The 19,989-nt window shown below is 64.5% G+C and carries 13 protein-coding genes; 10 read left to right on the top strand and 3 right to left on the bottom strand.

The window, feature by feature from the left end; all coding sequences use genetic code 11:
- Positions 1 to 6: 6 nt before the first annotated feature.
- Entirely contained in the window at positions 7 to 3,540 is a 3,534-nt protein-coding gene (locus CEW87_RS03805) for an indolepyruvate ferredoxin oxidoreductase family protein (protein ID WP_108971520.1), read from the bottom strand.
- 182 nt (positions 3,541 to 3,722) lie between these two features.
- Positions 3,723 to 5,126 carry an FAD-binding oxidoreductase gene (locus tag CEW87_RS03800; protein ID WP_108971519.1) on the bottom strand — a complete coding sequence of 468 codons (1,404 nt, stop codon included), beginning with the start codon at positions 5,124 to 5,126 and terminating at the stop codon, positions 3,723 to 3,725.
- Positions 5,127 to 5,277: 151 nt separating this feature from the next.
- Here CEW87_RS03800 and CEW87_RS03795 point away from each other — a divergent pair, with 151 nt between their 5' ends.
- The 3 genes from CEW87_RS03795 to CEW87_RS03785 all read left to right on the top strand — a co-directional run bounded on the left by CEW87_RS03795 (position 5,278) and on the right by CEW87_RS03785 (position 8,033).
- A complete protein-coding gene (locus CEW87_RS03795) occupies positions 5,278 to 6,435 on the top strand; it encodes a CobW family GTP-binding protein (protein ID WP_420094126.1) in 1,158 nt (385 codons plus the stop codon).
- Positions 6,436 to 6,608: 173 nt separating this feature from the next.
- Positions 6,609 to 7,367, top strand: a complete 759-nt coding sequence (locus CEW87_RS03790) for a DUF3047 domain-containing protein (RefSeq protein WP_108976906.1) — start codon at positions 6,609 to 6,611, stop codon at positions 7,365 to 7,367.
- A gap of 123 nt (positions 7,368 to 7,490) precedes the next feature.
- The gene (locus CEW87_RS03785; protein ID WP_108971518.1) at positions 7,491 to 8,033 is read left to right on the top strand and encodes a DUF2946 family protein; all 543 of its coding nucleotides are present in this window, start codon (positions 7,491 to 7,493) and stop codon (positions 8,031 to 8,033) included.
- Between the two features lie 230 nt (positions 8,034 to 8,263).
- Here CEW87_RS03785 and CEW87_RS03780 read toward each other — a convergent pair whose 3' ends face one another.
- A complete protein-coding gene (locus CEW87_RS03780) occupies positions 8,264 to 8,488 on the bottom strand; it encodes a DUF3079 domain-containing protein (RefSeq protein ID WP_108971517.1) in 225 nt (74 codons plus the stop codon).
- Between the two features lie 235 nt (positions 8,489 to 8,723).
- Here CEW87_RS03780 and CEW87_RS03775 point away from each other — a divergent pair, with 235 nt between their 5' ends.
- The 7 genes from CEW87_RS03775 to CEW87_RS03745 all read left to right on the top strand — a co-directional run bounded on the left by CEW87_RS03775 (position 8,724) and on the right by CEW87_RS03745 (position 19,505).
- The gene (locus CEW87_RS03775) at positions 8,724 to 9,419 is read left to right on the top strand and encodes a TetR/AcrR family transcriptional regulator (RefSeq protein WP_234421658.1); all 696 of its coding nucleotides are present in this window, start codon (positions 8,724 to 8,726) and stop codon (positions 9,417 to 9,419) included.
- A gap of 66 nt (positions 9,420 to 9,485) precedes the next feature.
- Positions 9,486 to 11,960, top strand: coding sequence for an acyl-CoA dehydrogenase (locus CEW87_RS03770; RefSeq protein WP_108971515.1), 2,475 nt, complete (start codon positions 9,486 to 9,488; stop codon positions 11,958 to 11,960).
- Positions 11,957 to 13,243, top strand: coding sequence for an acetyl-CoA C-acetyltransferase (locus CEW87_RS03765; protein ID WP_108971514.1), 1,287 nt, complete (start codon positions 11,957 to 11,959; stop codon positions 13,241 to 13,243). Before CEW87_RS03770 ends, CEW87_RS03765 begins: the two co-directional genes overlap by 4 nt.
- Positions 13,240 to 15,249 (top strand): 3-hydroxyacyl-CoA dehydrogenase NAD-binding domain-containing protein, encoded by a 2,010-nt coding sequence (locus tag CEW87_RS03760; RefSeq protein ID WP_108971513.1) that lies wholly within the window; start codon positions 13,240 to 13,242, stop codon positions 15,247 to 15,249. The genes CEW87_RS03765 and CEW87_RS03760 overlap by 4 nt, the downstream gene beginning before the upstream one ends.
- Positions 15,246 to 15,650, top strand: coding sequence for an acyl-CoA thioesterase (locus CEW87_RS03755; RefSeq protein WP_108971512.1), 405 nt, complete (start codon positions 15,246 to 15,248; stop codon positions 15,648 to 15,650). The genes CEW87_RS03760 and CEW87_RS03755 overlap by 4 nt, the downstream gene beginning before the upstream one ends.
- An 86-nt stretch (positions 15,651 to 15,736) precedes the next feature.
- Complete coding sequence (locus CEW87_RS03750; protein WP_108971511.1) at positions 15,737 to 17,011, top strand: OmpP1/FadL family transporter; 1,275 nt, start codon at positions 15,737 to 15,739, stop codon at positions 17,009 to 17,011.
- A gap of 112 nt (positions 17,012 to 17,123) precedes the next feature.
- Entirely contained in the window at positions 17,124 to 19,505 is a 2,382-nt protein-coding gene (locus CEW87_RS03745; RefSeq protein ID WP_108971510.1) for a 3-hydroxyacyl-CoA dehydrogenase/enoyl-CoA hydratase family protein, read from the top strand.
- Positions 19,506 to 19,989: the final 484 nt, after the last annotated feature.

Below are 19,989 nucleotides of genomic sequence, written 5' to 3'. Positions count from 1 at the left end.
TTGCGCTCAGGCTACGCGGGCGTCCCCGGTCGTGCTGCGCCAGCGTGCGAGCAACTGCTCGCGCTTCAGTGCCGCAGCTTCCATGTTGCGCATCTTGACGTGGCCATAGCCGCGAATGCCCTGCGGCAAGGCGGCGATCTCCTGCGCCAGCGCAAGCCGGCTGTAGCTCAGGGTGTCGAGCAGTTCTCCGATGTCCTGCTCGTACTGGGTGATGAGCGCGCGCTCGGCGCGACGTTCGGCTGTGTGGCCGAACACGTCCCAGCGCGTGCCGCGTAGCCCCTTGAGCTTTGTCAGCATGCTGAACACGCGCATCATGCCCGCGCCGAAAGCCTTCTTCGGGATGCGTCCGGTGAGCGGGTCGAGGCGGGACACGAGCGGCGGGGCGAGGTGGAAGCGGACCTCGAAATCACCTTCGAAGCTGGCGTTGACCTTGTCCCAGAACGCCGGCTCGGTGAACAGGCGGGCGACCTCGTATTCGTCCTTGTAGGCCAGCAGCTTGAAGTAATTGTGGGCGACGGTTTCGGCCAGGCGGGTGCTGCCACGGCCTGCGCGGCGCTCCTCGGTTTCGCGCACGCGCTCGACCAGCAGGCGATAGCGCGCCGCATAGGCTGCGTCCTGATAGGCCGTCAGGAACTCGGTCCGGCGTTCGATCAGCGCATCCAGACCGGGCGGACGGATCGGGATCGCGGGCTCGGGGTGGGCAAAACGCTTGACTGCGGCAAGGTCGTGGGCAGCGCGGCGGCCCCACAGGAAGGCCTTGCGGTTCATGTCGAGCGCCACGCCGTTGAGTTCGATCGCGCTCATCAGGGCAGCATGCGATACCGGGACCATGCCTTTCTGCCAGGCAAAGCCGAGCAGGAAGAGGTTGGTGGCGATGGCGTCGCCCATCAGGGCGGTGGCCAAGCCTTGTGCGTCAAGGAAATCCACGTTTTCGTCGCCGACGGCTTCGCGTATCGCCGCCTGCATTTTCTCGAGCGGGAACTGCCAGTCCGGGTTGTGGGTGAAATCCGAGGTCGGGGTCTCGGAAACGTTGACCACCGCACGGGTGCGCTGGCCCGACATCTTTGCCAGTGCCTCGACGCTGGCGCTGACCACCATGTCACCGCCAATCACTGCGCTGGCCTCACCCGCTGCAATCCGCACCGCATGCAGGTCGTCGGGATGATCAGCAAGGCGGATGTGGCTGAAGACAGAGCCGCCCTTCTGCGCAAGACCGGTCATGTCGAGCACGGTCACACCCTTGCCGTCGAGGTGGGCGGCCATGCCGATCAGGGCGCCGATGGTGACCACGCCTGTGCCGCCCACGCCGGTCACCATGATGCCGAAGGGGCGGGCCGTGTCCTGCAGAACCGGCTCAGGCAGGGTGGCGAAGTGCGATTCATCGGCCTGCAGGGCGCTGCCCTTGCGCACCTTGCCGCCTTCGATGGTGATGAAGCTCGGACAGAAGCCGTTGAGACAGGAGTAGTCCTTGTTGCACGAGGACTGGTCGATTGCGCGCTTGCGCCCGAACTCGGTCTCGACCGGGACAATGGACATGCAGTTCGATTGCTCGCCGCAGTCGCCACAGCCCTCGCACACGGCATCGTTGATGAACACCCGGCGCGCGGGGTCGGGAAAGGTGCCGCGCTTTCTGCGCCGGCGTTTCTCGGCGGCACAGGTCTGGTCGTAGATCAGGGCCGTAACGCCGCCCGATGCGCGCAGCTCGCGCTGAATGGCGTCGAGTTCGTCACGGTGGCGGATGGGTACATGCGGAATGTCGGACGGGCCGTATGCGCGTGCTGTGCCGTCGGTGACGACAACGATGTTGTGCACGCCTTCGGCCTGCAGCTGGTCGACGATTTTCGGCACCGACAGTTCGCCGTCGTGCGGCTGGCCGCCGGTCATGGCCACCGCGTCGTTGTAAAGAATCTTGTAGGTGATGTTCACCTTGGCGGCGACCGCCTGGCGAATGGCGAGCAGGCCGGAGTGAAAATAGGTGCCGTCGCCGAGGTTGGCAAAGATGTGCTTCTCGCTGGTGAAGGGCGCCTGGCCCACCCAGGGCACGCCCTCGCCGCCCATCTGGGTAAAGGTGCCGGTGCGGCGCTCGGGCATCCAGGTCACCATGTAGTGGCAGCCGATGCCGGCCAGCGCGCGGCTGCCCTCGGGGACGTGGGTCGAGGTGTTGTGCGGACAGCCGGAGCAGAAGGTCGGCACGCGGTCTATCGAGAACAGCCGCTCGGACAGGGATTTCTCCTTCGCCTGGAGAAAGGCGAGCCGGGCCTGAATCCGGTCCGAGGTGAAGAAGCGTTCGATGCGCCCGGCAATGACGCGCGCGATCATCGCCGGTGTCAGCTCGCCGGCAGCCGGCAGCAGCCAGTCGCCGTGGTCGACCGTGCCGTCGCTGCGGCCGATATGCGCCCATTCGCCTTTCTCGTCGAACTTGCCGATCACGCGCGGGCGCACGTCTTCGCGCCAGTTGTAGAGCTCTTCCTTGAGCTGGTACTCGAGCAGCTGGCGCTTCTCCTCGATCACCAGGATCTCTTCCAGTCCGGCCGCGAACAGACGCACGCCGTCCGCTTCGAGGGGCCACACCATGCCGACTTTGTACAGACGGATGCCGATTTCGGCCGCCAGTGCTTCGTCGATGCCGAGGTCGTCGAAGGCCTGGCGCACGTCGAGATAGCTCTTGCCGCTGGTGATGATGCCAAGCCGTGCGTCGGGGGCGTCGATGATGACCCGGTTCAGCCGGTTGGCTCTGGCGTAGGCCAGTGCGGCGTAGAGCTTCTGATTGAGCAGGCGTTTTTCCTGCACCAGCGGCGGATCGGGCCAGCGGATGTTGAGGCCGTCGGCCGGAATGGCGAAGTCTTCCGGGATCACCACCTGCACCCGGTCTGGATCAACGTCGACCGAGGCCGAGGTTTCAACGGTGTCGGCCAGGGCCTTGAACGCCACCCAGCAACCCGAGTAGCGCGACATGGCATAGCCGTGCACGCCGAAGTCGATGTATTCCTGCACGCCGGCCGGCGCGAGCACCGGCATCATCATCGACTTGAAGAAGTGGTCGGTCTGATGCGGCAGCGTGGAGGATTTGGCTGCATGGTCGTCGCCGGCAATGGCCAGCACGCCACCATGCTTCGACGAGCCTGCTGCATTGCCATGGCGGAACACGTCGCCGCTGCGATCCACGCCCGGGCCCTTGCCGTACCACATGGCGAATACGCCTTCGTACTGCGCCTGCGGCGACAGGTTGACCTGCTGCGAGCCCCACACTGCGGTGGCCGCCAGATCTTCGTTGATGCCGGGCTGGAACACGATGTCGTGGCTGGCGAGGTGCTTTTTTGCTTTCCACAGGGTCTGGTCGAGTCCGCCCAGGGGCGATCCACGGTAGCCGGACACGAAGCCGGCGGTGTTCAGCCCGGCGGCGCGGTCGCGTTCCTTCTGGATCATCAGCAGGCGCACCAGCGCCTGGTAGCCGGTCAGGTACACGCGACCGGAAACGAGGGTGTATTTGTCTTCCAGGCTGGGTTTGTGCGTGCTGCCCAGCGGATCTGATTCGGCCATGAGAGGACTCCTGCCAAAAATCGTATTTCTGGAGTGCTGCACGTCGCTGCGCCCGCCCGCCTTGTGAGCGGACGACGCGGCAATGCTTCAGGTTAGTCGCGCGCAAGGCACGGCTCAATCCTTGGATACCCTAACCGAAGCAAAGGTTGCGGATGCGGCAAGGCCGCACCCGCGGGCAGTATTCAGGCAGGCGGGAGGATCTTGCCCGGGTTGAGCAGGTTGTCGGGGTCGAGCGCCTGCTTGACCAGGCGCATGGCGTCGATGGCGGCGCTGCCGTGCTCTTCGAGCAGAAAGGCCTGCTTGCCGATGCCGATGCCGTGCTCGCCGGTGCAGGTGCCACCGAGCGCGAGCGCGCGCTGCACGATCTTGTTGTTGAGCGCCTCTGCACGCGCGATCTCGACCTCGTCAGTCGGATCGACAAGGATGATGGTGTGGAAATTGCCGTCGCCGACGTGACCGACGATGGGGGCGATGAAGCCCGAGGCTTCGATGTCGTCGCGGGTGCCGGCGATGCATTCGGCCAGCTTCGAGATCGGGACGCACACGTCGGTGGTCACGCCGCGACTGCCGGGGCGCAGGTTGAGGCTGGCGAAATACACGTCGTGGCGGGCGGCCCACAGGCGGGTGCGGTCTTCCGGACGGCTGGCCCAGTCGAAGGCTAGGCCGCCGTTGTCATTGGCGATTTCCTGCACCGTCTGTGCCTGCTCCTCCACGCTTGCCGGTGAGCCGTGGAATTCGAAGAACAGCATCGGCGATTCGTGCAGCGTGGTCTTGCTATAGCGGTTGATCGCCTGCACGGTGAGGGCATCCACCAGCTCGATACGCGCCACCGGCACCCCGAGCTGAATGGTCTGGATCACGGTATTGACCGCGCTGACAATGTCGGGGAAGGCGCAGGTGGCGGCGGAAACGGCTTCCGGCAGCGGATGCAGGCGTACGGTGAGTTCGGTGGTGATTGCCAGCGTGCCCTCGGAGCCAACCAGCAGATGGGTGAGGTCGTAGCCGGCGGACGACTTGCGTGCGCGGCTGCCGGTGCGGATCACGCGACCGTCGGCCATGACCGCGGTCATGCCGAGCACGTTTTCGCGCATGGTGCCGTAGCGCACGGCATTGGTGCCCGAGGCGCGGGTGGCGGCCATGCCGCCGATGCTGGCGTCGGCGCCCGGATCGATGGGGAAGAACAGGCCCGTGCCGTGAAGCTCGGCATTGAGCTGCTTGCGGGTGACGCCGGGCTGGACGACGACGTCCATGTCGTCGGTGTTGATGGCGAGGACCCGGTTCATTTCCGAGAAGTCGATGCAGATGCCGCCGTGGATGGCGAGGATATGCCCTTCGAGCGAACTGCCGACGCCAAAGGGAATGATCGGCACCGCATGTTCGCGGCAGGCCTCGACGATGGCGACGACGTCTTCGGTGCTGTGCGCGAACACCACTGCGTCGGGCAGGGCGTCGGGGAAATGCGATTCGTCGTGGCCGTGATGGGCGCGCACGCCTTCGGAGGTGCTGAAGCGGGTGCCGAAGCGCTCGGTCAGGGTGTCGATGAAGGCTTGCGGAAGCGGCTTGCGAAAGGTGTGGGGCACGTTCATGTTCGTCTCGCTGACAGTCAGCCCCTGATTATCGGCTTTTGTGCGCCTCAATCAAATCCTCACGGCTGAGCTGAAGCTGCCGAATGTGGCTTTGCGTGCTGTGCTGTGACCGAATCGGTGCTTAAATAATGGCCCCATTCAGGCGACTCTGATGATGAACTCCCAAAGTGCAAGCGTACCGGCTGCTGGCCCGAGTGACACTGGCGACCGCCGGATACCGGTGACCGTGCTCACCGGCTTTCTCGGTGCAGGCAAGACCACCTTGCTCAACCACCTGCTGCGCCAGCCCGAGATGGACGGTGCCGCGGTGCTGATCAACGAGTTTGGCGAGATCGGCGTCGATCATCATCTGGTGGAGAAGGTCGACGAGTCCATCGTTCTGCTCGACTCGGGCTGCATCTGCTGCAGCGTGCAGGGCGATCTGGTGAAGGCGCTCAAGGGCATCTTCATGCGTGCCCTGCGCAAGGAGATCCCGCCGGTGCGGCGGGTGCTGATAGAGACCACCGGCCTGGCCGATCCGGTGCCGGTTGTGCACACCCTCATGGAAGAGCCCTTCATCGCCGAGCGTTACCGCTGTGACGGGGTGATCACCGCGGTCGACGTCACGCACGCGCTGGCGCAGCTGGGCGCGCACCGCGAGGCCGTGCGTCAGGTGGCGATGGCAGACCGTCTGCTGCTGACCAAGACGGATCTGGCAGACGAGGCTGTGCGTGCAGAGGTGGCGGCCCGATTGTCGGTGCTCAACCCGGGTGCGCAGCAGGTTTCCGTGTCGGGCGGGGTTGTCGCGCCCGATGTGGTCTTCGGCTGTGGTCTGTATGACGCCAGTGGCAAGGCGCCGGATGTCGCCGCATGGCTGGGCGAAGAGCGGGTGCAGCGCCAGCGCGCCCTTGCGCCCGCTGCTTCGGGGCCCGCTGCATGGCGCAAACCGGGACGCGTGGCCACGGCGCCTGCGGTACCGCGCCACGATGCCGGCGTAAGCAGTTTCGTGCTGTGCTTTGCCGAGCCGCTCAACTGGTTCAGCTTTTCCGATGCGCTCGGTTTGCTGCTGCAGGTGTATGGCGAGCGCATTCTGCGTATCAAGGGCATGCTCAACGTCGTCGGCGATCCGCAACCCCGCATCCTGCAGTGCGTGCAACATTCGGTGTATCCGCCCACCAGCCTGGCGGCCTGGCCGGATACGCCGCCCTGCAGCGACCGCAAGAGCCGGCTGGTGTTCATCGTCCGCGACCTTGGGCGGGACGACGTGGCCGACATGCTGTTCAGCATCGGCGGCATTGCCGCCGAGCCGGAGCCTGGCACTGCGGCTTGAGTCGCCGGCGAGCGCCCGGCAGCGTTGGCGAAGGCCTCTGCGCAGCGCTTTCGCGGCCTTCCGGCGCTGACGCTGTAAGCAAACGGGGCTTTGTGCCGACCAAAGGGCTCGAAGAACCGCCCGCGAACGCTGCGCCGCTGCAGCGCATTCCGGGCACCTGGAGGACGTTCCCGATGTACGCGTGTCTGATGCCGCAATCCCGCTTTCGTGCCCTGCTGCTTGTGCTCGGCCTTGGTCTCGCTGCCGGCGCGTCGGGGGCAGAGCTTCGTCCGCCGCAGCAGGTTTCGCCTTTTTCGGGCGCAACGCCGGCCGCGCAGGTGCCCGCGCCTTGGCTGCGTCAGTCCCTGCCTGGTGTGGAACGCCAGAACACCTTCGAGCTCGTGGCCGATGCCGGACGCACCGTGCTCGAGGTGCGCTCGGATGCCGCCGCATCCACGCTGACGCATGCGCTGGCGATCGATCCCGCGCAGTCGCCGCGGCTGCAGTGGCGCTGGAAGGTGTCGCGGGCGCTCACCGGGTCTGATTTCTCACGCAAATCGGGTGATGACTATGCTGCGCGCGTCTATGTGCTGTTCGACTACCCGGTGGAGAAGCTGTCGCTGGGCGACCGCGTCAAGATGTCGCTCGGGCGCACCCTGTATGGCGCCGAGCTGCCGACGGCTGCAATCGCCTATGTCTGGGGTACAGCCCAGAAACCCGGTGAAACAGGTCCGAACCCCTACACCGACCGGGTACAGATGATCGTGGTCGACAGCGGTGGCGGACAGGCCGGGAAGTGGCGCGAGGTTGAGCGCGATCTGGCCGCCGACTTCCGAGCGGTCTTCGGGGACGAGGCGCCGCGCGTTGTCGGTATCGCCGTCAGCGCGGATACCGACAACACCGGCGAGGCGGTGGTGACGCGCTTCGGGGATCTTCGCTTTCTGCCGCGCTGAGCGGGCGCAGGCACGCGGTTCAACGTGGGACAATGTGCCTGGCAGGACGCTCGGCGACTGCCGGACATCTCAGCGCGATCAATGACGAGATCGCCCCCACATGCAAACGCGAATGGAGCACCGATGCCAACACAGTCCGACCTTCCGCCCGACTGGCCTACTGTTCCCGCCTGTTATGGCTGGTTGTCACTCGATCGTCGTGGGGTGTGGCGACTGCGCGGCGAACCAGTCGTCCATCCAGGGCTGAGCGGCTTCATCAGTGCCAACTACGAAGCGGACGAACACGGCAACTGGCTGGTCAACAACGGTCCGCAGAAAGTCTATGTCGCACTCGATTACACGCCCTGGGTCATGCGGCTGGATGCGGATGGCACGCTGTGCACACATACCGGCCGCCTTGCCGGAGAGATCGGGGCGGTCCATCTCGACGATGAAGGTAATGTCCTGCTTGCAACTGCGGTCGGTCTTGGCTTGCTTGATGACCGCGACCTTTCCGCCTTTCTCGCGGATTGTCGTCTGGCTGACGGCAGTGAGGCAGATGATGAAGCCTTGCTGGGCGTGATGGCCGGAAAGGGGGGGGTATTCTGGCGTGGCATGCCGCTTGCCCGTGTTGCAGGCAATGAACTCGCTGCGCGATATCACTTCAACCCCACGCCGGTGCAGTGATGGCCGCAGGAGCCGGGCTTCCCCGTAACGATGGTGAGCGTCCTGACTGAAACGGCCTTATTTGGCAGGCGAGGAGGGTGAGATCAGGAGACGTTATTGGTGGATAAACACATTCATCTCAATGCTTGTTGCAGTGCAGCATAATTTTGGCTATTCTGCAGCTGTCTCCTCCACTCTCCTCCAAGATGTGGATTTCAGCCCGGGCCCGAAAGCGCCCGGGCTTTTTCTTTTTACGGGACGCCTTTTCCGTTTTCGCTGTCGTCAGCGGTCGGATCCTCCGCATCCTCGATGCCCCAGTCTCCGTACTCGAACCAGTCGTCACCGAGCATTTCGGACGGGTGAAGCGTTCTCCCTGCGCCGTTTCCACAGCGCAGCTCATTTGCAGCGCAATACTTGTCGCAGCCCCAGCAGATGCGCTCGGGGTGCTTCGGATGCAATGGGAATCGCTTGGCCATCTCGTGTCCAGCATGTAGGGCTGTCGGGTGACTCATGTTAATCGGCGCCAGAGAAACTGCCTTGATACCCGACAAGATGTCACCGATGGTGAGCCGGCGTGTGTGTGCCGCGTTTGCGGGCGACCCCGCAGCTTCAGTCGAAGCGCAATGCCAGAATCGAGCTTCCATAAATATCGCTTGACATGCCATCAGTGAAACGTATGATTAAAACAACTGTTTTAATCGGATGTTTCAAGTGACTACAGCAGACAGCCGTTCGCCCGCTCCGGAAACCCGCGACCGCATTCTTGATGCGGCGGAGGCCCTGTTTGTCGAGCATGGCCTCGAAGCGACATCGATGCGCATGATCACCAGCCAGGCGGGGGCCAACCTTGCTGCGGTCAATTATCACTTCGGTACCAAGGATGCGCTGATCCAGGAGGTGTTCCGTCGGCGCCTCACGGAGCTCAATCGCCAGCGCCTTGCTGCACTCGACCGAGTCGAGGCGGCTGCACAGGGGGCGCAGCCCAAGCCGAGTCAGATCGTCGAGGCTTTCTTCGGCACCTCGCTCGAGCTTGCAGCCGATACCGTGCATGGCGGGAACACCTTCATGCGCCTGCTCGGGCGGACCTATGCCGAGCCGAATGCATTTGTGCGCCAGTTTCTTGCCGAGGAATACGCCGAAGTGCTCGAGCGCTTCCTCGGTGCGCTGTACCGCTCGTTGCCTGGCGTGCCACGGGAGGAAATCCTGTGGCGCTTCCATTTCATGATGGGGGCGATGTCGTATGCGATTGCCGGCACCGATGCGCTGCAGCTTTTTGCGGGCACCTTTGACGATGCCGATCCGCAGCGGCTGATGCCGCGGCTGATGTCTTTCCTGCTGGGTGGCCTGCGTGCGCCGCTGGCGGAGTTTGCGCAGCCCGATGAACGACCCGGCCCGGACGTTGCCTGACGAATGACTGAACCCCAAGGCGAAACGCAGCAGCAAGACTGCTATCGCCGGTGAAAGGAGACCTTGATGATCTGGCTGATTCTGTTTTCCCTCCCTCCCTTGGCTGGTGCGCTCGCCTACGGGCGAGCGCCACTTTTTGCCTGGCTGGGGGTTGGTCTGGCGTGGATCGCGGGCTTTGCCGCGGTGGCGGGCTGGTCGTTCTGGACGGCCCTGATCGTGATGCTGGCATTCGCGGCAGTCATGGGGGTCTTCCTCAGTCGCGCGTTGCGGCGCGACTTCGTGACGGCGCCGATCTTCAAGGCCTTCCGTCGCGCGCTGCCGTCGATGTCACAGACCGAGCGCGATGCGCTCGAAGCCGGCACGGTATGGTGGGAGGGCGATCTGTTCGCCGGCGACCCGGACTGGAAGAAGCTTGCAGCCTATCCGTGGCCCAGGCTCAGCGACGAGGAGCAGGCCTTCCTCGACAATGAAACCGAGGAACTGTGCCGGCTGATCAAGGACTGGGATGTGACGCAGCAGCAGGACATGTCCGCTGAGGCCTGGGCGTACATCCGGTCCGCGGGCTTCCTCGGCATGATCATTCCGAAGGAATTCGGCGGCAAGGGCTTCTCCGCCTTTGCGCACTCTCAGGTGGTCACCAAACTGTCGACACGCTCGTCGACGCCGGCGGTGACTGTGATGGTGCCCAACTCGCTCGGCCCCGCCGAACTGCTGCTGCACTACGGCACGGAAGAACAGAAGGCCCATTATCTGCCGCGTCTGGCGCAGGGCAAGGAGATCCCGGCGTTTGCACTGACCAGTCCGTGGGCGGGGTCGGACGCTGCGTCCATCCCCGATGCCGGCGTGGTGTGCAAGGGAATGTGGGAAGGCGAGGAAGTGCTCGGCATGCGGGTGTCCTTCGACAAGCGCTACATCACGCTGGCGCCGGTGTGCACCGTGTTCGGCCTGGCCTTCCGCCTGTACGACCCCGAGCATCTGCTGGGCGAGGACGCCGATCTCGGCATCACCTGCGCGCTGGTGCCGCATGATCATCCAGGAGTGGATATCGGCCGCCGTCACTTCCCGCTCAACGCGGTGTGGATGAACGGGCCGATTCGCGGCAAGGATGTGTTCATGCCGCTGGAATTCATCATCGGCGGTCCGGCGATGGCGGGGCAGGGCTGGCGCATGCTGATGGAGTGCCTGGCCGCCGGCCGCAGTATCTCGCTGCCGGGCTCCAACACCGGGATGCAGAAGCTCACCGCGCGTGCCGTCGGCGCCTATGCCCGGGTGCGCTATCAGTTCAAGACCGCGATCGGCCGCTTCGAGGGGGTGGAGGAAGCGCTTACCCGGATTGGTGCCAACACCTATCTGAGCGACGCGACCCGCATCATGACTGCAGGGGCGATCGATCTCGGCGAGAAGCCCTCGGTGGTGTCGGCCATCGTCAAGTATCACGTGACCGAGCGTGCACGGCAGACGGTCAATGACGGCATGGATGTGATCGGTGGCAAGGGCATCTGTCTCGGGCCGCAGAACTTCCTCGGGCGCGCCTATCAGCAGATTCCGGTCGGCATCACGGTGGAAGGGGCGAACATCCTGACCCGCAGCCTGATCCTGTTCGGCCAGGGCGCGGTGCGCTGCCATCCGCATGTGATGGACGAGATGAAGGCGGCGCAGAAGGGTGATCTCGATGCCTTCGACAAGGCCTTGTGGTCGCACGTTGCCTACACTGTCACCAATGGCGCACGGGCGCTGGTGATGGGGCTCACCGGGTCGCATTTCGTCAGGATCGACGCTGACGTCGCACCCGAGACGCGTCGCTACTATCAGCAGCTCACGCGCTTCTCGGCGGCCTTCGCCTTCATCTCCGATCTGTCCATGGGCACCATGGGCGGCGCGCTCAAGCGCAAGGAAAAACTGTCCGCGCGTCTGGGCGACATCCTGTCGCTGATGTACCTGGCGTCGGCCACGCTCAAGCGCTTCGAGGCCGAAGGCCGGCAGCAGGCCGATGCACCGCTGATGCACTGGGCGATCTGGGACTGCATGTTCCGCGCGCAGAATGCCTTCGAGGGCGTGATTGCGAACTTCCCCAATCGTATCGCTGCGATGCTGCTGCGCAGACTGGTGGTGTTCCCGCTCGGCCGTCCCTACGTGGTGCCGTCCGACCGGCTGGGCCATGAAGTGGCGCAGTCGATGATCGAGCCGTCTGCCACCCGCGACCGCCTGACGGCTGACGTCTATTTGCCGACCGATCTCGAGGATCCGGTGGGCGCGCTTGAAGCCGCTCTGCTGGCGACGGTTCAGGCCGAGCCGGTCGACGCCAAGGTGAAGCAGGCGCTGCGCTCGGGCAGCTTCAAGCCGGGACTGCTGGTGGGTGGCGGCGTGGATGCCTTGTGGCAGCGCGCGCATGAAGCCGGCGTGATCAGTGCGGAGGAATATGCCCTGCTGCAGCGCCGTGGCGAGTTGCGCGACAAGGTGATCCGGGTCGACGACTTCCCCTTTGATTTCGGACTGCGTGCAGCCTTGTGTGACACGCCAGTGCTTAAGGAGGCCGCGTGAGTCGAGAGGTATTCATCATTGATGGGGCGCGCACGCCCTTTCTCAAGTCGCGCAACACGCCGGGGCCGTTCGCCGCGTCCGACCTGGCAACGGCCGCCGGCAGCGCCTTGCTGGCACGTCAGAGCTTTGCACCTGACCAGCTGAACGAGGTCATCCTGGGCTGTGCCAGTCCGGCGCCGGACGAGGTCAACATCGGCCGGGTCGTGGCGTTGCGCATGGGTTGCGGGCTGAAGGTACCGGGATGGACGGTGATGCGCAACTGCGCCAGCGGCATGCAGGCGATCGATTCCGCGATGGTCAATATCCAGGCCGGGCGTTCGCATCTGGTGCTCGCCGGTGGCGTGGATGCGCTGTCGCGTGCGCCGCTGCTGCTGTCGGATGCGATGGTGCGCTGGCTGTCGTCCTGGTATGCGGCAAAGTCGGTCAGCGAGCGCTTTGCGGTCGCACGGAAGTTCCGCCTTGGCAATCTCGCCCCGGTGATCGGCATCATGAAAGGCCTGACCGATCCGGTGGTAGGCCAGCTGATGGGGCAGACTGCCGAGAATCTGGCGTGGAAGTTCGGCATCACGCGTGAAGAGATGGACGCATATGCGGTGGAGAGCCACCAGCGCGTCGCGCTGGCGCAGGATGCCGGCCATTTCGATGCCGAGATCGTGCCGCTGATCGATCGTGACGGCACGGTGTACAAGGCCGATGACGGTCTGCGCCGGGATGCGTCGATGGCCGCGCTGGCAAAGCTCAAGCCGTTCTTCGACAAGCGCTATGGTCAGGTGACTGCCGGCAACAGCTCGCAGATCACCGATGGCGCGGCCTGGCTGGTGCTGGCCTCGGCCGAGGCGGTCGAGCGCTTCGGGCTGCAGCCGATGGGGCGCATCATCGACAGCGAATGGGCCGCGCTGGCCCCTGAGCAGATGGGCCTGGGGCCGGTGCATGCAGCTCAGCCCATCCTGGATCGTCATGGTTTGCGCCCGGCCCATCTCGATGCGTGGGAGCTCAACGAGGCTTTCGCCGCGCAGGTCATTGCCTGTCTGCGTGCGTTCGGCGACGACGCTTATTTCAACGAGCACTTCGGCATAGAGGCAGCGCCGGGCGCGCCCGATCTGGCACGGCTCAACATCGATGGCGGGGCGGTTGCGCAGGGCCATCCGGTGGGGGCGAGTGGCGCGCGCATTGTGCTGCATCTGCTGCAGGTGCTGCGTCGCACCGGGGGGCGCCGCGGCATGGCCAGCATCTGCATCGGTGGCGGACAGGGCGGCGCGATGCTGGTGGAGGCGATGCAATGAACCAGCCCGAAAACAACTGGCAGCACTGGACACTGCGCCGCGAGGCGGACGGCCTTGCCTGGCTCGAGCTCGACAAGGCCGACAGCACGACCAACGCGCTCTCGGCCGCGGTGATGGAAGAGCTTGGCAGCGTGCTGGATGTGCTCGACGCCGAGCCGCCTGCCGCACTGGTGATCGCGTCGGCCAAACCGGCGGGTTTCATCGCCGGCGCCGACATTGAAGAATTCTCGCAACTCGCCTCGGCCGCAGATGCACGCGTACTGGTCGCACGCGGGTGGACCCTGTTCGAGCGCCTCGCGGACGTCGACTACCCGACGCTGGCGTTGATTCGCGGCCACTGTCTGGGTGGCGGGCTTGAGCTTGCACTGGCCTGTCGTTACCGGATCGTGGTCGACGAGCCGGGTACAAAGCTCGCGCTCCCCGAAGTGATGCTCGGCATCGTGCCGGGTTGGGGCGGGATGAAGCGTCTGCCGGACCGTATCGGCCCGGCACTGGCGCTCGATCTGATGCTCACCGGCAAGGCTGTCGATGCGAAGAAGGCGAAGCGTATCGGCCTCGCCGACGACTGCGTACCGCCGCGGGTGATGGAAAACGCAGCGCGCATGCGGGTGCGTTCCGGCAGTGCCAATCCGCCTCTGCCGTGGATGGCGCGCCTGATGAACGGGCCGCTGAGGTCAAAGGTGGCGGATAAGGCGCGCAAGCAGGTGGCGGGTCGCGCGCGTCGCGAACACTATCCCGCGCCCTACGCAATCATCGACATGTGGTCGCGCTTCGAGGGCAATGCGCTGGCGGTGCCGGCAGGCGACCCGGCTTCGCTGGAGACGATTTCCGCCTCGCCGACCACACGTAACCTGCTGCGGGTGTATCACCTGCAGGAGCGCCTCAAGGGCTTTGGCAAGGGTGTCGATTTTGCGCCGCGGCATGTGCATGTGATCGGTGCCGGCGTGATGGGCGGCGACATCGCCGCCGTGTGCGCACAGCGCGGCCTGACGGTGACCCTGCAGGATCAGACCGTTGAGCGCATCGCGCCTGCGATTGCGCGGGCGGCAAAGCTGTTCGAGCGCCGCTTCAAGGGCGACCGCCGCCAGGTGCGCTTTGCGCTCGATCGCATGATCCCCGACCCTCAGGGCCATGGCGCGGTGCGGGCCGATGTCATCATCGAGGCCATCTTCGAGAATCTTGAGGCGAAGCGTGCGCTGTTCTCAGATCTTGAGCGCAAGGCGCGGCCGGATGCGATTCTGGCCAGCAATACCTCCAGTCTGAAGCTGGAAGATATTGCTGGATGCTTGTCCGACCCGAGCCGTCTGGTCGGGATTCACTTCTTCAACCCGGTGGCGATGATGCCGCTGGTCGAGGTGGTGGCGGGAGAGCAATCGGATGCGCTTGCCTTGCAGCGTGCGGCGGCCTTCGTGCGCAGGATCGACAAGCTGCCGCTGCCGGTGAAAAGTGCGCCGGGCTTCCTTGTCAATGCGGTGCTCGGGCCTTACATGCTCGAGGCCTTGCGTTGTGTCGAGGAGGGCATTGCGCCCGAAGCCGTCGATGCCGCGCTGGTCGATTTCGGCATGCCGATGGGGCCGATCGAACTGGTAGATACGGTCGGGCTCGATATCGCGGTGGCGGCAGGCAAGGCGCTGGCCGGCGACGGTGCAGCGCCGCCGCAGAAGCTCCTCGCGCTGGTGTCCGCGGGTAAGCTCGGCAAGAAGACCGGGGAAGGCTATTACCGCTGGAGCGACGGCAAGCCGAAGCGCGGCAAGACCAGTGCTGCGCCAGCAGGTCTCGCCGACCGCATTCTTGAGCCACTGCTTGCTGCCACCCGGCGCTGCGTGAATGAGGGGGTGGTCGAAGATGCAGACCTGGCCGATGCCGGCGTGATCTTCGGTACCGGCTTCGCGCCGTGGAGCGGCGGCCCGATGAATTATCAGCAGACCCCCGGGAATGTCCCGGCTGACGCCAATCCCGCCGTCGGCGGTCGTAATCCCCCAGTTATTCAACAGGACCCGATATGAGTTCCAGCGACATCTATACCGCCTTGCCCGATGGCCGCCAGCCTGCTTTGCGCGTCATGCCCATGCCTGCCGACCTCAACCCCGCCGGTGACGTGTTCGGGGGCTGGATCATGGCCATGGTCGACATTGCTGGTGCCATTCCCGCCCGCCGTCGCGCCAAGTCGCGGGTGGCCACCGTGGCGGTGAACTCCTTCATCTTCAAACAGCCGGTATCAGTGGGCGATCTGGTCAGTTTCTACGCCGAGGTGGTGTCGACGGGGCGGACCTCGGTGACCATTGATGTCGAGGTGTTTGCCGAGCGGGATCCGGAGAATCCGGTGGTCGTGAAGGTGACCGAAGCGCGGCTGACCTATGTCGCACTGGACGACAAGGGCAGGAAGCGGCCGATGCCGGCCGAGTGAGTTTGAAGTGGCCTTCGCGCAGCCGACGCGAGGGTGGAAGTGCAAAGGCATATATAAGTCGTCGTACATGACTGGAGGAGACACTCATGAGAAAAAACAGAATTGCGTTGCTGTTGTCCCTTGGGACGTTTTCGCTGGCATCGGGTGCGGTATCTGCCGCAGGGTTCCAGTTGCTTGAACAGAACGCGAGCGGCCTTGGCAATGCATATGCTGGATCAGCCGCAGTGGCCGAAGATGCAAGTACGATCTACTTCAATCCCGCTGGCATGACGCAGCTGCAGGAGCGGGAGCTCTCAGTCGGTCTGGCGGCAGTCAGACCCAGTTTCAAGTTCAAGGACAAAGGGTCGTCGAGCGGCTTTCTGACCGGTGATACATCCGATGCGGGCGACTGGGCAGCGCTGCCAAACGGCTACCTGTCGTGGGCCCTGAACAAGGATCTGTACGTCGGCGTGGGCATGGGTGCGCCGTTCGGACTGGTGACCGAGTACGACGATGATTGGGTAGGCGCTGCGCACTCGATCAAGTTCGACATCAAGACCTACAACATCAATCCGTCGATTGCGTACCGGGTGAATGACAAGGTCTCCATTGGTGCCGGCGTGAGCTGGCAACGGATGGAGGCCGAGTATCTGCGCGCGGCAGCGGTCGTGTCGCCTGCGCTCACGCAGACCTACGCGACGCTGGATGCGAGCTCCGATGCATGGGGCTGGAACGTCGGTGCGCTGTTCAACGTGTCGGATGCCACGAAAGTCGGGCTTTCCTACCGTTCGTCCATCAAGCACAAGCTCGAAGGGGATCTGAAGGTCAAGGGTCTTGCTGCCGGCGCCAGTGCAGCATTGACAACCGGCAAGGCAGAGGCTGATGTCGAATTGCCGGACACCTTCATCCTGAGCGCGACTCACAAACTGGACAGCCGCTGGGAACTGCTTGGCGACGTCTCCTTCACGGGCTGGAGTTCGATCAAGGAGGTGGACATCGTTCGCACCTCGGGCGCCCTTTCAGGGGCGACCGTGCAAACGCTCGACACCGAGTTCAAGGACACCTGGCGGGTGGCTGTTGGCGCCAACTACCAGATGAACGATGCCTGGAAACTGAAATTCGGTCTTGCCTACGACCAGACGCCGGTGAAGGACAAGGAGCGTCGTCTGGTTTCGCTGCCTGACAACGACCGGACGTGGTTTACCGTCGGTGCTCAGTGGAAGATGTCCAAGGCATCGAGGCTGGACCTTGCTGCTGCGTATCTCTACGTGCCCAAGACCAAGATTGACAACGATCAGGCCGCAGCCGGTCGTGGCCGCGTCACGGGTGAGTACGACTCCAGCGTGTGGATCCTGGGCGCCCAGTACTCGCTGGCGTTCTGAAGCAAGGCAGGCTCTTCGGGCGCGCGGGCGAAGCCTGCGTTTGCCCGGAAGCCGGGTTCAAGTCATGTGTACCGGCTAGCCGGGTGCTGCAAGGAAATCTGGGGAGACACGCGTGAGCAAATTCATCATCCGCAAGGTCGCCGTGCTGGGTGCCGGCGTGATGGGGGCGCAGATTGCGGCCCACTGCGCCAATGCCGATGTGCCGGTGATTCTGTTTGATCTGGCTGCAAAGGAAGGCGATGCCAATGCGGTCATCAACAAGGCGCTGGCAGGCCTGAAGAAGCTCGATCCCGCCCCGCTGGCGGCAAAGGATCGGGCACAGCATATCGAAGCGGCCAACTACGGCAGCGATCTCGCCCGCCTTGGCGAGTGCGATCTGGTGATCGAGGCGATTGCCGAGAAGATGGAGTGGAAGCTCGACCTGTATGCGAAGGTCGCACCGCACCTGAAAGCCGGCGCGGTGTTTGCATCGAACACGTCCGGTCTGCCCATCAACGCGCTGGCCGCGGGCATGCCGGATGCGCAGCGCAGCCGTTTCTGCGGCATCCATTTTTTCAATCCGCCACGGTACATGCCGCTGGTGGAACTGATCGCCACCGCCGATACCGATCCGGCGACGCTGGACAATCTCGAAACGTGGCTGACGTCCCGGCTGGGCAAGAGCATTGTCCGCGCCAGGGACACCCCGAACTTCGTCGCCAACCGGATTGGCGTGTTTTCGATTCTGGCGGTGATGCACCACACGGCCAGGCTTGGTCTGACCTTCGACGAGGTCGATCTGCTCACCGGCCCGCGCATTGGCCGCCCCAAGAGCGCGACCTTCCGTACCGCTGACGTGGTCGGGCTGGATACGCTGGCGCATGTGGTCGGCACCATGCAGGCGACGCTGCCGGACGATCCCTGGCATGTCCACTTCCGGACGCCGGACTGGCTGCAGGCCTTGATTGCCAAGGGTGCGTTGGGGCAGAAGACACGCGCCGGGGTCTACCGCAAGGAAGGGCGGAAGATCATGGTGCTCGATCTGGCCCATCAGGACTATCGCGAGAGCGGGGCGGAGATGTTCCCCGATGTGGACGACATCCTCAGCCTCAGGAATCCGGCCGAGAAGTTTGCCCGTCTGGCCGCACACCCCCACCCGCAGGCGCAGTTCCTGTGGTCGATATTCCGTGATGTGTTTCACTACTGCGCGGCACATCTGGGCGCCATTGCTGACAACGCACACGATGTCGATCTGGCCATGCGCTGGGGTTTCGGCTGGGCCCAGGGGCCATTCGAAACCTGGCAGGCCGCTGGATGGGCCGATATTGCCACGATGGTGAAGGAGGACATCGAGCACGGCCGGGCGATGTCGGACGCGCCCCTGCCTGCGTGGGTGTTCGAGCGCGAGGGTGTGCATGCGGCGGAGGGCTCGTTCAGTGCCGAAGCGTCGGCGCTCAAGCCGCGTTCGACGCTCGGGGTGTACCAGCGTCAGCTCTACCCCGACCGTGTGCTGGGCGAGGCGCCCGACGACAGGGGAGAGACCCTGTGGGAGAACGCGGGCTTGCGGCTGTGGCGGCGTCCGGATCAGGACGGGCGCATCGGCATCGTGTCGCTGACATCGAAGAAGCATGCGATCGGCGACGAGGTGCTGGACGGCATGCTGGAGGCGATCGGCCGTGCGGAGGCCGATCTCGACGGTCTGGTGCTGTGGAACGATGCGCCGTTCGCGGTGGGGGCCAACCTGCAGCAGGTCGGCGAGGCCTGCCGCGCGGGACAGTTCGACATGCTGGAGCAGGTGGTGGCGAAGTTTCAGCGCACTTCGATGGCGATCAAGCACGCTCAGGTGCCGGTCGTGGCTGCGGTGCAGGGCATGGCGCTGGGCGGCGGTTGCGAGTTCGTGATGCATGCTGCCCACCGGGTGCTGGCGCTGGAGAGCTATGTCGGCCTGGTCGAGGCGGGCGTGGGGCTGATTCCGGCCGGCGGCGGCAGCAAGGAGTTTGCGCTGCAGGCGCATGTGATGGCGCAGCGGGCGGCGGGCGGCGACGTGTTTTCCTACATCCAGAATGCGTTCCAGACCATTGCCATGGCGACGGTGGCCAAGAGCGGCATCGAGGCGGTGCAGCTGGGCTTCGGTCGCGCAGCTGACGACATCGTGTTCAACGCCCACGAACTGCTTTACGTGGCGATCCGGCGTGCGCGGGCGATGGCAGAGGCGGGCTGGCGGTCGTCCTTGCCGGGTTCTGCGGTGAAGGTGGCAGGCCGCAACGGTATTGCGACCTGCGAGCTGATGCTGGTGAACATGGCCGAGGGGGGCTTCATCTCGGAGCATGACTACAAGGTGGCGAAGGCGGCTGCGACGGCACTGTGCGGTGGGGAGGTGGATACCAATGCACGGGTGAGCGAGCAGTGGATTCTCGACGTCGAGCGCGCGCAGTTTGTCGAGTTGCTGAAGACCGAGAAAACGCAGAAGCGGATTCAGTACATGCTGGAGACGGGGAAGCCGTTGCGGAATTGAGGTTGTTGGGTTGGATTTCCGGGCGTTGGGGTTCGGGGGCGCTGCGCGGGGCATCGGTCATTTGCTCAAGGGGCTGCGGAACTCGCCCTGCGGGCTCGGACAGTCCTCGCCCCTTGCTCAAATGACCGACACCCCACTGCGGTTGGTTGGGTTCGTGTTTTGAGGGAAAGGCGGGGGGGCATGTACTGAGGCTCAGCGAGGTGGCGCCTCCGGTCGTGCCGAGGCGTGCTTCGGGAGAAGGGCTGTGGCTCTGAGGTTCCCTCCAGCAGCGAGTGTTTTGTGCCTTTGCTTCTACCTGCCTTGAGCAACCGTGATGCGCCGTGTCGGGGGTGAGTGTTTGTGGCGCGGGCGAGGACTGTCCGAGCCCGAAGGGCGAGTTCCGCAGCCTGCAGAACAAATACTCACCCTCGGCGCGGAGAACCGGCACAACTCTCCACGACAACCTGAAATGTGTAGAAAAGACGCTGACAAGCAGATCTTCTGG

The organism is Parazoarcus communis (assembly GCF_003111665.1).
GTDB lineage: Bacteria > Pseudomonadota > Gammaproteobacteria > Burkholderiales > Rhodocyclaceae > Parazoarcus > Parazoarcus communis_B.
Note: the sequence above shows the minus strand (reverse complement) of the source record. Positions and strands in the feature narration are given on the sequence as shown.

Excerpts from the sequence above, each read along its gene's own strand:
- CEW87_RS03770 (WP_108971515.1), top strand. The coding sequence starts at position 9,486 with ATGATCTGGCTGATTCTGTTTTCCCTCCCTCCCTTGGCTGGTGCGCTC.
- CEW87_RS03800 (WP_108971519.1), bottom strand. The coding sequence starts at position 5,126 with ATGAACGTGCCCCACACCTTTCGCAAGCCGCTTCCGCAAGCCTTCATC.
- CEW87_RS03790 (WP_108976906.1), top strand. The coding sequence starts at position 6,609 with ATGTACGCGTGTCTGATGCCGCAATCCCGCTTTCGTGCCCTGCTGCTT.
- CEW87_RS03780 (WP_108971517.1), bottom strand. The coding sequence starts at position 8,488 with ATGGCCAAGCGATTCCCATTGCATCCGAAGCACCCCGAGCGCATCTGC.
- CEW87_RS03760 (WP_108971513.1), top strand. The coding sequence starts at position 13,240 with ATGAACCAGCCCGAAAACAACTGGCAGCACTGGACACTGCGCCGCGAG.
- CEW87_RS03805 (WP_108971520.1), bottom strand. The coding sequence starts at position 3,540 with ATGGCCGAATCAGATCCGCTGGGCAGCACGCACAAACCCAGCCTGGAA.
- CEW87_RS03785 (WP_108971518.1), top strand. The coding sequence starts at position 7,491 with ATGCCAACACAGTCCGACCTTCCGCCCGACTGGCCTACTGTTCCCGCC.
- CEW87_RS03795 (WP_420094126.1), top strand. The coding sequence starts at position 5,278 with ATGATGAACTCCCAAAGTGCAAGCGTACCGGCTGCTGGCCCGAGTGAC.
- CEW87_RS03755 (WP_108971512.1), top strand. The coding sequence starts at position 15,246 with ATGAGTTCCAGCGACATCTATACCGCCTTGCCCGATGGCCGCCAGCCT.
- CEW87_RS03750 (WP_108971511.1), top strand. The coding sequence starts at position 15,737 with ATGAGAAAAAACAGAATTGCGTTGCTGTTGTCCCTTGGGACGTTTTCG.